Annotated in this window: 14 protein-coding genes; 12 read left to right on the forward strand and 2 right to left on the reverse strand. The window is 70.4% G+C overall.

All coding sequences use genetic code 11. The annotated features are described in order from the left end of the window. The first annotated feature begins 145 nt into the window (after positions 1-145). The 10 genes from hisG to VZQ01_RS37470 all read left to right on the forward strand — a co-directional run bounded on the left by hisG (position 146) and on the right by VZQ01_RS37470 (position 8,268). Positions 146-1,006, forward strand: a complete 861-nt coding sequence (hisG, locus tag VZQ01_RS37425; RefSeq protein ID WP_141332745.1) for an ATP phosphoribosyltransferase — start codon at positions 146-148, stop codon at positions 1,004-1,006. Beyond that, positions 1,006-2,313: a histidinol dehydrogenase gene (hisD, locus tag VZQ01_RS37430; protein ID WP_370640346.1), complete on the forward strand. Its 1,308-nt coding sequence runs from the start codon at positions 1,006-1,008 to the stop codon at positions 2,311-2,313. The genes hisG and hisD overlap by 1 nt, the downstream gene beginning before the upstream one ends. After that, positions 2,310-3,350, forward strand: coding sequence for a pyridoxal phosphate-dependent aminotransferase (locus tag VZQ01_RS37435; protein ID WP_426746052.1), 1,041 nt, complete (start codon positions 2,310-2,312; stop codon positions 3,348-3,350). The genes hisD and VZQ01_RS37435 overlap by 4 nt, the downstream gene beginning before the upstream one ends. After that, positions 3,347-3,940 (forward strand): imidazole glycerol phosphate synthase subunit HisH, encoded by a 594-nt coding sequence (gene hisH, locus VZQ01_RS37440; protein WP_223747623.1) that lies wholly within the window; start codon positions 3,347-3,349, stop codon positions 3,938-3,940. Before VZQ01_RS37435 ends, hisH begins: the two co-directional genes overlap by 4 nt. Beyond that, on the forward strand, positions 3,937-4,653 hold the full coding sequence (locus tag VZQ01_RS37445; protein ID WP_223747624.1) for a 1-(5-phosphoribosyl)-5-[(5-phosphoribosylamino)methylideneamino]imidazole-4-carboxamide isomerase: 717 nt from the start codon (positions 3,937-3,939) through the stop codon (positions 4,651-4,653). Before hisH ends, VZQ01_RS37445 begins: the two co-directional genes overlap by 4 nt. Beyond that, entirely contained in the window at positions 4,650-5,186 is a 537-nt protein-coding gene (locus VZQ01_RS37450; RefSeq protein ID WP_426746053.1) for an imidazoleglycerol-phosphate dehydratase, read from the forward strand. The genes VZQ01_RS37445 and VZQ01_RS37450 overlap by 4 nt, the downstream gene beginning before the upstream one ends. Further along, a complete protein-coding gene (gene hisF, locus VZQ01_RS37455; protein ID WP_426746054.1) occupies positions 5,186-5,947 on the forward strand; it encodes an imidazole glycerol phosphate synthase subunit HisF in 762 nt (253 codons plus the stop codon). Before VZQ01_RS37450 ends, hisF begins: the two co-directional genes overlap by 1 nt. Before the next feature lie 192 nt (positions 5,948-6,139). Next, positions 6,140-6,916 (forward strand): histidinol-phosphatase, encoded by a 777-nt coding sequence (hisN, locus tag VZQ01_RS37460; RefSeq protein WP_426746055.1) that lies wholly within the window; start codon positions 6,140-6,142, stop codon positions 6,914-6,916. Continuing rightward, a complete protein-coding gene (gene hisIE, locus VZQ01_RS37465; RefSeq protein ID WP_223785155.1) occupies positions 6,916-7,542 on the forward strand; it encodes a bifunctional phosphoribosyl-AMP cyclohydrolase/phosphoribosyl-ATP diphosphatase HisIE in 627 nt (208 codons plus the stop codon). Before hisN ends, hisIE begins: the two co-directional genes overlap by 1 nt. Before the next feature lie 171 nt (positions 7,543-7,713). Beyond that, entirely contained in the window at positions 7,714-8,268 is a 555-nt protein-coding gene (locus VZQ01_RS37470; protein ID WP_223747628.1) for a DofB protein, read from the forward strand. 18 nt (positions 8,269-8,286) lie between these two features. On the opposite strand, the gene VZQ01_RS37475 is transcribed toward VZQ01_RS37470, so the two are convergent. Continuing rightward, positions 8,287-9,420 carry a hypothetical protein gene (locus tag VZQ01_RS37475; RefSeq protein ID WP_426746056.1) on the reverse strand — a complete coding sequence of 378 codons (1,134 nt, stop codon included), beginning with the start codon at positions 9,418-9,420 and terminating at the stop codon, positions 8,287-8,289. A gap of 81 nt (positions 9,421-9,501) precedes the next feature. Between VZQ01_RS37475 and lpdA the strand changes: the two genes are divergently transcribed. After that, on the forward strand, positions 9,502-10,899 hold the full coding sequence (gene lpdA, locus VZQ01_RS37480; protein WP_223747630.1) for a dihydrolipoyl dehydrogenase: 1,398 nt from the start codon (positions 9,502-9,504) through the stop codon (positions 10,897-10,899). A 27-nt stretch (positions 10,900-10,926) separates the two neighbouring features. Here lpdA and VZQ01_RS37485 read toward each other — a convergent pair whose 3' ends face one another. Further along, complete coding sequence (locus tag VZQ01_RS37485) at positions 10,927-11,745, reverse strand: DUF72 domain-containing protein (protein ID WP_426746057.1); 819 nt, start codon at positions 11,743-11,745, stop codon at positions 10,927-10,929. A 158-nt stretch (positions 11,746-11,903) separates the two neighbouring features. Here VZQ01_RS37485 and lipA point away from each other — a divergent pair, with 158 nt between their 5' ends. Beyond that, positions 11,904-12,833, forward strand: a complete 930-nt coding sequence (gene lipA / locus VZQ01_RS37490) for a lipoyl synthase (RefSeq protein ID WP_223747632.1) — start codon at positions 11,904-11,906, stop codon at positions 12,831-12,833. Positions 12,834-12,848 lie beyond the last annotated feature (15 nt).

Raw genomic sequence — 12,848 nt, forward strand, 5'->3', positions numbered from 1 at the left:
TCGCCATGCGCATGCCTGGGTGAGCCACTAGACGCACCACCCTCCCGGCACCTGCCGCAGCGACCGAAGGCCCGTCCCCCCTGGACGGGCCTTTTTTCGTTTCCGCGCGGCCACCCTTCCCCCGCAGTCCCCCGCAGGTCCCCCCATGTTGCTGAAGATCGCTCTTCCCAACAAAGGCCGCCTCTCCGAAGAGGTCCGTGAGCTTTTCAACGATGCGGGCCTGGAGGTCCGCGCCCGAGGCGAGCGCGCGCTCACCGCGTCGCTCGGCGGCGAGTTCGAGGCCATCTTCGTCCGCGCGCAGGACATCCCGGAGTTCGTCGCGGACGGCGCGGCGCACGCGGGCGTCACCGGCTGGGATTTGGTGAACGAGGCGGGCCGTGAGCTCGAGCACCTGATGGACCTGGAGTTCGGACGCTGCCGCCTGGTGGTGGCCGCGCGAGAGGAGAGTGGAATCAGCCACGCCAACGACGTGCGTGACGGCATGCGCGTCGCGTCATGCTTCCCGCGTCTGACGCAGGACTACTTCGCGCGCCGGGGGCAGAGCGTCACGGTGGTGCCCGTGTCGGGCGCGGCGGAGATCGCGCCGCACCTGGGCATCGCGGACATCGTCGTGGACCTGACGTCCACCGGGTCCACGTTGAAGATGAACGGCCTGCGCGAGGTGGCCACCGTGCTGGAGTCCAGCGCGCGGCTGGTGGCGTGCCAGGCGAACGTGCCGGAGGCGCGGAGGAAGCTGGAGGAGCTGAAGCTCGCGCTCGGCTCGGTGCTCGCGGCGCGGGGCAAGCGCTACCTGATGGCGAACGTGCCGAAGGACGAGCTGCCCCGGGTGCGTGAGGTGTTGCCGGGACTCAACGGTCCCACGGTGGTGGACGTGCTGGACGGAGGCCGGTTCGTCGCGGTGCACGCGGTGGTGCCGGCGAAGACCATCTACCGCACCGTCAACGCGCTGAAGACGCTGGGGTGCGAGGGCATCCTGGTCACGCGCATCGAAAGGCTGGTGGCGTGATGATGTCGCTTCCTTCGTTCCTGCGGTACCGGGGGCCGCTGGCCAGCCTCTCGCGTCAGGACCGGCAGCGGTTGTTGGAGCGCGGTGGGGACGTGGACACGCGCATCGCCGCGCGGGTGCGGGAGCTCATCGCGAAGGTCCGGCTGGACGGGGACTGGGCGCTGTTCGAGATGGCGCGGCAGTTCGACCGGGCGGAGCTGTCCTCGCTGGAGGTGCCCCGGGCGAGGTGTGAGCAGGCGCTCGCGTCGCTGGAGCCCTCGGTGGCGCGGGCGTTGGGGCGCGCGGCGCGCAACATCGCTCGGGCCCACGAGGCGCAGAAGCCTCGCGCGGTGGAGGTGGAGACGGAGCCGGGGGTGTTGGTGGGACGCAGGCCCGACCCGCTGGGCCGCGTGGGCGTGTACGCGCCCGGCGGGCGAGCGGTGTATCCGAGCAGCGTGTTGATGGGCGTGGTGCCCGCGAAGGTGGCGGGCGTGGGGGAGGTCATCGTCTGCTCGCCGCCGGGGCCGGATGGCCTGCCGCACCCGAGCGTGCTGGCGGCGGCGGTGCTCGCGGGGGCGGACCGGGTCTTCGCGTTGGGGGGCGCGGGCGCGGTGGCGGCCATGGCGTACGGTACGGAGAGCGTGCCCCGGGTGGACCGCATCGTCGGGCCGGGCAACGCGTACGTGGCGGAGGCCAAGCTCCAGGTGGTGGGCGCGGTGGCCATCGAGGCGCCGGCGGGACCGAGTGAAATCCTCGTCGTCGCCGACGAGACGGCGAGCCCCGAGGCGGTGGCGCGGGAGATGTTGGCGCAGGCCGAGCACGACCCGGATGCCGCGTGCGTGACGGTGGCGCGCGGTGAGGGGGTGGCGGAGGCCGTCGCGGAGCAGGTGCGTCGGCTGGCGGAGGACGCGAAGCGGCAGGAGATCGTCGCGGCGGCGCTGCGCTCCCGGGGCGCGGTGCTGAGCGTCGCCTCGCTGGAGGAGGCGTGGCCGTTCGTGGCGGACTTCGCGCCGGAGCACCTGTTGCTCGCCACGGCCGCGCCCTCCGCGGACCTGGCGAGGGTGCGCAACGCGGGCACCGTCTTCCTCGGTGAGCGCTCGTCGGTGGCGTACGGCGACTACATGACGGGCTCCAACCACGTGCTGCCCACGGCGGGGCTGGCGCGGGCGTACTCGGGCCTGAACCTGCTCGACTTCTACCGGTGGACCACCTACCAGCGCGTCGAGCGCGCGGCCTCCGAGGCGCTGGCGGAGGACGTGGGGCTGCTCGCCGACAGCGAGGGGCTGTTCGCGCACGCCGACGCGGCGCGAGCCTGGAGGGGCGCATGATTCCCCTGCGCGAGTCCTTCCGGGACATCCCCCTGTACTCACCGCCGAAGCGGCCGTGTCGCGTGGACCTGAGCGACAACACGAACCTCTTCGGCGTGCCTCCCGCGGCGGAGCGGGTGCTGCGCGAGTCCCGTCCGGAGTCACTGTCCCGTTACCCGCGAGGCTACGCGCCCGACCTGCGCAACGTCCTCGCTTCACGGCTCGGTGTCGGTGTCGGGTGCGTGACGACGGGCTGTGGCTCGGACGACGTGTTGGACAGCGCGCTGCGCGCGTTCCTGGAGCCGGGCGAGGTGCTCGCGTTCCAGGACCCGACGTTCGTGATGATGCCGCTGTTCGCGAAGGTGAACGGCTTGAAGACGGCGCCGGTGCCCCTGCGCGCGGACTTCGACGTGGACCCGGAGGCGCTGCTGGCCACGGGGGCGAAGCTCATCTACCTGTGCTCGCCGAACAACCCCACGGGCACGCAGCTGTCCCGCGCGGCGGTGGAGCACGTGGTGGAGAAGGCGCCGGGCCTCGTCATCATCGACGAGGCCTACGTGGAGTTCTCCTCGGCGCCGGACTTCCTGGACCTGGCGCGCACGCGGCAGAACGTGCTGGTGACGCGGACGTTCTCCAAGGCGTATGGGCTCGCGGGCATGCGGGTGGGCTGGGGCGTGGGCAGCCCGGCGCTCATCGCGGAGGTGGAGAAGGCGCGCGGACCGTACAAGCTCACGACATTGGCGGAGTCGATGGCCGTCGCCGTCCTGCGCGAGGACCGGATGTGGGTCGAGGCCCAGGTGGTCGAGGCACGGAAGAATCGTGAACATCTCCGCGCGGAATTGATGTCGATGGGGCTGTCGCCGCTGCCCTCGGAGGGCAACTTCCTGATGGTGCCGATGCCGGACGCGCTGGGGGTGGCCCAGCGGATGCGTGAGCGGGATGTGAACGTGAGGGCCTTCCAGGGGCTGACCGGCGTGGGGGATGCGCTCCGGATCGGCAGTGGACCGTGGCCCATGCTCGAGGCGGCGCTCGTGGCGCTGCGGGAGTCCTTGCGATGAGAGTCACCCTGTTCGATTACGGCGCTGGAAACCTGCACTCGCTCTCGAAGGCCCTGGCCACGGAGCCGGGCGTGGAGGTCCACGTCGAGGAGGACCCACGCCGGGCAGTGGACACGGATGTGCTCGTGCTGCCCGGTGTGGGGGCGTTCGGTCTCGCGGCGGCGAGGCTGGCGCAGGGGCGGGACACGATGCGTCTGGCGCTGGAGCGAGGGTTGCCGTGCCTGGGCATCTGCCTGGGGATGCAGCTGCTGTTCGACTCGAGCGACGAGGGGGCGGGGAAGGGGCTGGGCTACTTCGCGGGCCACGTGCAGCGACTGGCGGCCCGGCGGGTGCCGCATATCGGCTGGAACCAGGTGGACGAGGACAGCACGTTGTCCGGAGCGAAGCTGGACACCGTGTACTACGCGCACAGCTACGTGTGCCGGGTGGCGGACCCGTCGCTTGTCACCGCGTGGACGACGCACGAGGAGGACCGCTTTCCCGCGGCGGTGCGCCGAGGGAAGGTGGTGGGCGTGCAGTTCCACCCGGAGAAGTCGTCGGCCTCGGGTGTGGCCTTCGTGCGGGCGTTCCTCCGTGAGGTGCGCTCATGAGGGCCATCCCCGCCATCGACCTGCGCGAGGGGGCCTGCGTGCAGCTCGTCGGAGGCTCGTATGACGCGGAGCGGGTGCGAGTGGATGACCCGCTCGACGCGCTTCGACACTGGCGTGGCTTCGGCTTCCGTTCCTTTCACGTCGTCGACCTGGACGCGGCGCTGGGACGTGGCTCCAACGCCCGGGTGGTGACGCGACTCACGTCGCACGAGCCTGGGCTCGCCTTCACGGTGGGCGGGGGTGTCCGGGACACCGCGCGGGTGACGGCGCTGCTGGAGGGAGGTGCCTCGGGGGTGGTGGTGGGCACGCGCGCCATCGAGGACGCGGGGTGGCTGGCGGAGGTGACGGAGCGCTTTCCGGGGCGCGTGGTCGTGGCGGCGGACGTGCGCGGGCGGGAGGTGGTGACGCGAGGTTGGACGGCGGGGAGTGGCAGGACGCTGGACCAGGTCCTCGCGGTGCTGGAGCCCTTGGCGCTCGGTGGGCTGTTGGTGACGGCGGTGCACAAGGAAGGACAGCTGGAGGGCGTGGACCTGTCCCTGATGCGCGAGGTGGTGGCGCGCAGTCGTCACCGGCTCTACGCGTCGGGGGGCGTGACGACGATGGACGACCTGCGCGCGCTGGCCTCGGCGGGGGCGTACGGAGCGGTCATCGGCATGGCGCTGTACACGGGACGACTGGATGCGCGTGAAGTCGCGCGGGAGTTCGCGGAATGACCCTGGTCACTCGGGAGACGAAGGAGACGCAGGTGCGCGTGGAGGTGTCGATCGGTCGCGGGGCGACGCAGGTGGACACGGGGCTCGTGTTCTTCGACCACATGCTCTCCACCTTCGGGCGCTACGCGGGGCTCGACTTGAAGCTGCATGCGCGGGGTGACCTCAAGCACCACCTGATGGAGGACGTGGCGATCACGTTGGGGACGGCGGTGCAGCGGGTGATTCCCGCGACGGCGGCGCGCTTCGCGGAGCGGACCATTCCCATGGACGACGCGCTGGTGCAGGCGTGCCTGGATGCGGGGGGACGCTTCTTCTACGAGGGGCCGCTGAAGAACCGGCTGTACGAGCACTGGATGCGCTCGTTCTGCGAGCACGCGAAGGTGACGCTGCACCTGCGGGTGCTGCGTGGGAAGGACCGTCACCACGTGACGGAGGCCGCGTTCAAGGCGCTGGGGCTCGCGCTGCGGGACGCGATGGTGGATGGCGGCACGGTGTTCAGCATGAAGGGCTCCGTGGCCCTGGAGGTGACGTGATGCTCACGCGACGACTCATCGTCTGTCTGGACGTGAAGGGCGGCCGGGTGGTGAAGGGGGTCCGCTTCGAGGGGCTTCGCGACGTCGGCGACCCGGTGGAGCTGGCGCTGCGCTACGAGCAGGAGGGCGCGGACGAGGTGACGTTCCTCGACATCTCCGCGAGCGAAGAGGAGCGCGAGACGCTCTGGGATTTGGTGCGGCGCACGGCGGAGCAGTTGTTCATTCCGCTGACGGTGGGCGGCGGCGTGCGCACGGTGGAGGACGTGGGCCGGGCGCTGCGCTCGGGGGCGGACAAGGTGAGCATCAACTCGGCGGCGGTGGCTCGGCCCGAGCTGCTCACCGAGTGCGCAGAGCGCTTCGGAGCCCAGTGCGTGGTGGCGAGCATCGATGCTCGCAAGGAAGGAGAGCGCTACCGCGTCTACACGCATGGAGGGCGAAGGCCGACCGAGCTGGACGCGGTGACCTGGGCCCAGGTGTGCGTGGCGCGTGGGGCAGGGGAGGTGCTGCTCACGAGCATCGACCAGGACGGCGCGCGTTCGGGCTACGACCTGGAGCTGACCCGGAGGGTGGTGGACGCGGTCGCCGTGCCCGTCATCGCCTCGGGTGGCGCGGGCAGCGCGGAGCACGTGAGGGACGGGCTCACGCGAGGTGGCGCGGACGCGGCGCTGGTGGCGGGCATCCTCCACGATGGGCTCACGACGGTGGGCGCCATCAAGTCGCTCCTGCGCTCGAGCGGCCTGCCGATTCGGAGCACGCCATGACCCGGACCTTTCGCTGCGCGATGCGCGTGTCCGAGGCGCGATGTCTTCCCGACATGGATGCCGCATCGAGGAACACCATCACCCGGTTGCGCCGCGCGAGCCCGCGCCCCGAGGGTTGCCTGCCAGCGGCGGTGCTTCGCTCAAGCCCCTCCGGTCGCTTCGGACGAACACGGTGGGAAACAGGAGCATGAGATGACGACCCAGGGATTGATGCAGGCGGCGGCGGAGGTCGCGCGCTCGGCAGGTGACGTCGCGCTCAAATTCTTCCGAGGAGGCATCGCGGTGGACACCAAGAGCGACGGCACACCCGTCACCGTGGCGGACCGCACCGCGGAGCAGACGGCACGCGAGTGGCTCGAGAAGCGCTTCCCCGAGGACGGCATCCTCGGTGAGGAGTTCGGTGAGACACGCCCCGGCGCGAAGCGTCGCTGGATTCTCGACCCCATCGACGGCACCAAGACCTTCATCCGCGGAGTGCCGCTGTGGGGCACGCTCGTCGCACTGGCGGAAGGTGAGCGCATCCTCGTGGGGGCCGCGTACTTCCCCGCGGTGGGCGAGCTGCTCGTCGCCGCTCCTGGCGAAGGTTGCTTCTGGAACGGCCAGCGCGCCCGCGTCTCCGAGCAATCCGACCTCGCCCGCGCGGTGGTCCTCTCCACCGACGAGCGCTTCTCCCAGTTCCCCGAACGAGGCGAGGCCTGGCGCCGCTTCACACGTGACGCGGCCGTGTCACGCACCTGGGGCGACTGCTACGGCTATCTGCTCGTCGCCACGGGACGCGCGGAGGTGATGGTGGACGAGCTGCTCTCGCCCTGGGATGCGGCCGCGCTCCAGCCCATCATCGAGGAAGCCGGCGGTGTCTTCACCGACTGGACCGGAGAGCGCACCGCCTTCGGCGGCAACGGCATCGCCACGAATACGGCATTGGCCCGCATCACCCGTGAGCGCCTGGGCGCGCTGAGGAACGACTGATGCTGGACCTGGACACACTCGACTTCACCAAGGGCAACGGGCTCGTCACGGTGGTGACCCAGGACGCGGCCACGGGCGACGTGCTGATGGTCGCGCACGCGGACCGCGAGGCCCTGGAGCGCACGCTCGCCACCGGCGAGATGCACTACCGCTCCCGCTCGCGAGGCCTCTGGCACAAGGGCGCCACCAGCGGGAACACCCAACGCGTCGTCTCGCTGCGCGCGGACTGCGACAGGGACGCGGTGCTCGCCCGCGTCCACAAGGCCGGCCCCGCCTGTCACACCGGCGAGGAGACCTGCTTCGGCTCCGGTCGCTGGGATGCGCTCGCCGCGCTCGACGCCACGCTCACCGAGCGCGCTTCACACGCCCCGGCGCGAGACGAGAAGCCTGGCTACACGCGACGCCTGCTCGGCGACAGGAACCTGCGCCTCAAGAAGCTGGGAGAAGAAGCCGCGGAGCTGGTCACCGCCTGCGCGGACGCGGACGCGAGCCGCGCCGTGGAGGAGGCCGCCGACCTGCTCTACCACCTGCTCGTCGCCATCAAGCCCCTGGGGCTCTCGCTCGAGGACGTGAAGGCGGTACTCGCTCGTCGCGCGGCACCCCAGGTCTCAAACGACACGAGATGAGGCCGTCACACTTCACGTGAAATCCACGCGGGGCTGTCCGGACATTCCACGTATCAGCCCCCGAATTCCGGACGTGTCAGCGTCGACCCAGCGGGATTTGTCCGTCACGGCTGCATCCTCACAGTCGCACTGCGACGAAGAGGTGCGCGCCCCCAGCAGTGACTCTCTTCAATGAAAGGAGTGTTCCTGCTACACATCCAGACGCGCGGCGCAGTGGAGAACGCCGGCCGGGCGCTTCGTGGCATCGAAACCGTCCGCCTCACCGGAGGCATCGTGAACGGCCCCACCACGTACAAGGCAGAGCTCATCGACCGAGTCATCTTCTCCCGCTGGCAGAATCCTCCGACCAAGGAGGACGTCGCGGCGATCCTGGCTCAGATGGAAGAGGCTGCGACGAGCCTCAACACGCGCCTCATCTACATCGGCTCCGTGAGCCCGAAGTCCAAGGTGCCCGACGCGAACGAGCGCACCATCCTCAACAACTTCCTGGTGGACGCGCGCAAGAAGTGTGTCGAGCAGGCGTGGCTCATCTACGAGGGCACGGACCTGCAGCACAACCTCCAGCGCGTCATCATCTCCGGCGTGCTCATCCTCACCCGCACCTTCGACAACTTCCTGTCGGTGGCGAAGTCGGGCGAGTCCATCGTCAAGGACGTGAGCACCGTCCTGAAGAAGGACGCGGCGCCCATCTTCCAGCTCGCCAAGGAGCGCGGCCTCGTCGCCTGAGGCCGCCCCGGCGCGAACTCACCGGGCGCCGAGTATCTCCAGCTCCGCGAGCTGGCCGTCCGCGCTCTCGGGGAACACGCTGACCGCGTCCACGTCCACCTGCGGCACGGTCAGCACGCAGCTCTCCCACGCGCCCGTGCCCTGGTAGCGGCACACCGTGGGGTTCACGAACGAGAAACCTCCCTCCGGGTCACCGAGCCCCACGCCCTTCGGGGTGCGCACGACCGCGCGCAGCGTGCCCGCGCCCTTCGCCCGGACGCGCACGCCCACCAGGTGCTTGAGCGTGGGCGCGTAGCCCGCGCGCAGCGCCCCATCCGCCGCCCAGCGTGAGGTCTTCGCCGCGTTGCTCACCGCGACGCGCGTGTTCTCGTCCCCGTCGAAGGCCTGGAAGCCGGGCTGGGCCCCGGTGAGCTGATCCGGCTTCACCGGCTCGGTCTCCACGCGCGGCGCGCTGACGAGCGTCCGGAGCGTGGGCACCTTGTCCCCCTGCTGGAGCGCCGCCGCGCGCAGCACGGACACGGGAAGGAGCCCGGCCCCCTGGCAGCGGGGGGCGAGACCCTCCAGCAATGGGAGCACCGTCGCGGGCAGGGCGACCTCCGCCTGGGCGGCCGGGGCCAGCCCCAACCGGACGAGGGTGTCGCAGGCTCCCGCCGTGCCCGGCCCCGCGTGCTCCAGGTTCCACAGCAGCTCGGGGACCTCCGGCGCGCGGCCCACGGTGGCGTCCAGCAGGGCCTGACCCACGCGCTGCGCGCAGGGGTTCACCCGGCCCGGGCACTGCTCGCACAGCGTGGCCAGGAGGCCCCGCAGCGGAGTGTCCACTCCCTGGCTGAACGGGGCCCGGGCATTCAGGGCCGGCCCCAGCTCGCAGGCGCGCGCGGTGGGCTGGGCGCAGGCCTTCAGGCGCGCCCGGGCATCGTCCAGGACGGTGGGGACCTCGGGGGCGCGCAGGGCGGCGTCCAGGGCCCGCTCCAGGGCGAGACAGTCGGGCGAGCCGAGCGTGACGGGGGCGGCCGGGGAGGCGGCGGCCCGGGCGGGGGGGCGCTCGGGCGGGGCAGCGCTCGTCACATCCTGGTGCGTCACGCACCACAGACGGCCGAAGGCGATGAGCGCCACGAGCATCAGGAGGAGGGTTCTGAGCGGGAAACGGCGCACGAGCAATCTCCTTGATTCCAACCGGGAGCGGGGGTTATCAGCCCCACCGGGTTCCATCCGCAAATAATGACGGAGGCGTGCGTGGCTGAGACGTTCGACGTGGTGATCATCGGTTCGGGCCCTGGCGGCTACGTGGGCGCCATCCGCGCGGGGCAACTCGGGCTGAAGACGGCCATCATCGAGAAGGACAAGCGTCTGGGTGGCACGTGCCTCCACCGCGGGTGCATCCCCACCAAGTCCCTGCTGTGGACGGCGGAGCTGTTCCACCACGTCAAGGAGGCCGGGGACTTCGGCATCGACCTGTCGAGCCCGACGGTCAACTGGCCGAACGCGATGAAGCACAAGGACAAGGTCGTCACCAAGGGTGCCAACGGCATCGACTTCTTGATGAAGAAGAACAAGGTGACGGTCATCAAGGGCCACGGCCGCATCGCGGGCAAGGGCAAGGTGGAGGTCACCGCCGCCGACGGCACCAAGCAGGTGCTGGACGCCAAGAACGTCATCATCGCGACGGGCTCGGTCCCCAAGTCCCTGCCGAACGTGCCGGTGGACCACAAGCGCGTGCTCAACAGCGACTCCATCCTGCAGCTCGAGCGCATCCCCAAGAGCATCATCGTCCTGGGCGCGGGCGCGGTCGGCTGTGAGTTCGCGTCCATCTTCAACCACGTGGGCAGCAAGACGGCCATCGTGGAGTACCTGCCGGCGCTCTTGCCCATCGAGGACGCGGACATCTCCAAGGAGCTGGAGAAGATCTTCCGCCGCCGCGGCATCGACGTGCACACGGGCTCCGCGGTGGAGAAGGTGGAGCACACGGCGGACGGCGTGCGCGTCACGATGAAGGTCGGCAACGAGACCAAGACGCTGGAGGCGGAGATCCTCCTGTCGGCCGTGGGCCGCTCGCCGGTGACGGACGACGTGGGCCTGGACAAGACGTCCATCAAGACCGAGCGCGGCTACATCAAGGTCGACTCGATGCTGCGCACCAGCGAGCCCAACGTCTACGCGGTGGGCGACGTCATCCCCACCCCGATGCTGGCCCACATGGCCAGCGCCGAGTGCGTGGTCGCGGTGGAGCACATCGCGGGCAAGAACCCGCAGCCCATCAACTACGACCTCACCCCGTCCGCCACGTACTGCTACCCCGAGGTCGCCTCGGTGGGCCTGACGGAGAAGAAGGCCAAGGAGCGCGGCTACGACGTCAAGATCGGCAACGCCCCGTTCGGCGCGGTGACGAAGTCCGCCATCACCAACGAGTCCACGGGCCTCATCAAGATCGTCTCCGACAAGAAGTACGACGAGGTGCTGGGCATCCACATCATCGGTCCGCACGCCACGGAGCTGCTGGCCGAGGCCTGCGTCGCGCTGAAGCTGGAGATCACCACCGAGGAGCTGGCGGGCACCATCCACGCCCACCCGACGCTCTCGGAGATCGTCCACGAGGGCGCCGAGGCCACGCTGGGTCACCCGCGCCACTTCTAGTCGGCGAGGGTGGAGGACGGGCGCCCCTCACGGGTGCCCGCTGGGGCCGTCCCGGAGCGCGAGCTTCGAGGGCGGCCTCTCCATTTCCGGCGTCCTCCCGATGCCCAGGTCCAGCAGCTCCGCCAGGTCCAGCGCGTCCAGCAGCGCGTGCCCTCGCGAGTCGTTGTTGAAGTAGACCCAGGCGGTGTGGCCCGCGTCCCTCCAGCGCTTCAAGTCGCGCGCCACGGGGCGCAGGGCCGCCTTGCCGTAGCGGCCCACGTACCGGGCCTGGGTGCCGTGGAAGCGCAGGTAGCGCAAGCCCCCGGTGGGGTGGGGAATCGGCTCGGGCAGCAGGTCGTGCTCGCAGAGCCCGGCGCGGTGCCGCTCCAGGACGTCCAGCACCTCCGGGTGGTACCAGGCCGCGTGACGGAACTCGACGACCTGGCGGATGCCCCGAGGCTGGTGGGCGAGGAAGCGGTCCAGCTTCTCCGGGTCCGCCCGCGTCATGTGGGGCGGGAGCTGCCAGAGGATGGGGCCCAGCTTGCGGCCCAGGCGCAGGACGGGGGCGTAGAAGCGCTCCAGGCCCTCGTCCACGTCGGTGAGGCGCTTGAAGTGGGTGAGGAAGCGGCTGCCCTTGCAGGCGAAGCGGAAGCGGCCGGGGACCTGGTCGCGCCAGCGGTCCACGGCCTGGGGCGTGGGCAGCCGGTAGAAGGTCGCGTTGATCTCCACCGTGGGGAAGACGCGCGCATACCAGGAGAGCCAGCGGCGGGCCGGCAGGCCGGTGGGGTAGAAGCGCTGCTTCCAGTCCTTGTAGACGTACCCGCTGGTGCCCAGGTGGATGGCGGCCATGGGCTTCAGGCTGGGCATCCGGGGGCCCCGGTGCTCGCCGACAGGGGGCTGCCCGGCCGGGGCGCGGGCATTAGTAGGGAGACGACGTGCGCGAAGGCCCTGCGGGTGCTAACGCCTCGCGTTAGAGGCTTCCCGCTTGAACGTCTTCCGCCCAAACCATAGAAGGCCCGCGACCCATGGCGACTCCTGACCGGTTCCCTCTCCCCCAGGTGACAGAGACGACCCGCAAGCCGGACTGGCTGAAGGTCCGCCTGCCTCACGGCGAGGGGTACGAGCGGGTCAAGGCCATCGTGAAGCGCACGAAGCTGGCCACCGTGTGCGAAGAGGCCCGCTGCCCGAACATCGCCGAGTGCTGGGGTGGTGGCACGGCCACGGTGATGCTGATGGGCGAGGTCTGCACGCGCGCGTGCCGCTTCTGCCACGTGAAGGTGGGCGCTCCGCCGCCGTTGGATCCGATGGAGCCCATCCACCTGGCCCAGGCCGTCAAGGAGATGGACCTGGAGTACATCGTCGTCACGTCGGTGAACCGGGATGACCGGCCCGACGGTGGCGCCAGCCACTTCGCCTCCGCGATTCGCGAGCTGCGCCGCGAGAGCCCGCGCACCATCGTCGAGGTGCTCATCCCCGACTTCAAGGGCGTGGAGAAGGACCTGGCCACGGTGGCCGAGGCCCGGCCGCACGTCGTCGCGCACAACGTGGAGACGGTGGAGCGGCTGACGCCGACGGTGCGGGACCGGCGCGCGAAGTACGCCCAGTCGCTGCGCGTGCTCGAGTACCTGAAGAACCGTCCCGAGGGCCTCTACACCAAGACGTCGGTCATGGTGGGCCTGGGCGAGACGGACGCCGAGCTGGAGCAGACCTTCAAGGATTTGCGCGGCGTGGGCGTGGACGTGCTCACGCTGGGACAGTACCTGCAGCCCTCGCAGTACCACCTGCGCGTGGAGCGCTTCGTCACTCCGGCGCAGTTCGAGTCGTACAAGAAGCTGGCCGAGTCCTACGGTTTCCTCTACGTGGCCTCGGGTCCGCTGGTTCGTTCCAGCTATCGCGCCGCCGAGTTCTTCATGAAGGGCCTGATGGAGCGCGAGCGCCTGGAGCGACTCGGCTGAGCGGGCCCGATTCGA

Origin of the sequence: Myxococcus faecalis, assembly GCF_050039385.1 — a bacterium.
Classification (GTDB): Bacteria; Myxococcota; Myxococcia; order Myxococcales; family Myxococcaceae; genus Myxococcus; species Myxococcus fulvus.

What these genes read in the sequence shown, in the direction of transcription:
- VZQ01_RS37485 (WP_426746057.1), bottom strand. Translation starts at nt 11,745, where the DNA reads ATGCCCAGCCTGAAGCCCATGGCCGCCATCCACCTGGGCACCAGCGGG.
- hisF (WP_426746054.1), top strand. Translation starts at nt 5,186, where the DNA reads ATGCTCACGCGACGACTCATCGTCTGTCTGGACGTGAAGGGCGGCCGG.
- VZQ01_RS37470 (WP_223747628.1), top strand. Translation starts at nt 7,714, where the DNA reads ATGAAAGGAGTGTTCCTGCTACACATCCAGACGCGCGGCGCAGTGGAG.
- hisG (WP_141332745.1), top strand. Translation starts at nt 146, where the DNA reads ATGTTGCTGAAGATCGCTCTTCCCAACAAAGGCCGCCTCTCCGAAGAG.
- VZQ01_RS37435 (WP_426746052.1), top strand. Translation starts at nt 2,310, where the DNA reads ATGATTCCCCTGCGCGAGTCCTTCCGGGACATCCCCCTGTACTCACCG.
- VZQ01_RS37450 (WP_426746053.1), top strand. Translation starts at nt 4,650, where the DNA reads ATGACCCTGGTCACTCGGGAGACGAAGGAGACGCAGGTGCGCGTGGAG.
- hisN (WP_426746055.1), top strand. Translation starts at nt 6,140, where the DNA reads ATGACGACCCAGGGATTGATGCAGGCGGCGGCGGAGGTCGCGCGCTCG.
- hisH (WP_223747623.1), top strand. Translation starts at nt 3,347, where the DNA reads ATGAGAGTCACCCTGTTCGATTACGGCGCTGGAAACCTGCACTCGCTC.
- lipA (WP_223747632.1), top strand. Translation starts at nt 11,904, where the DNA reads ATGGCGACTCCTGACCGGTTCCCTCTCCCCCAGGTGACAGAGACGACC.
- hisD (WP_370640346.1), top strand. Translation starts at nt 1,006, where the DNA reads ATGATGTCGCTTCCTTCGTTCCTGCGGTACCGGGGGCCGCTGGCCAGC.
- hisIE (WP_223785155.1), top strand. Translation starts at nt 6,916, where the DNA reads ATGCTGGACCTGGACACACTCGACTTCACCAAGGGCAACGGGCTCGTC.
- VZQ01_RS37445 (WP_223747624.1), top strand. Translation starts at nt 3,937, where the DNA reads ATGAGGGCCATCCCCGCCATCGACCTGCGCGAGGGGGCCTGCGTGCAG.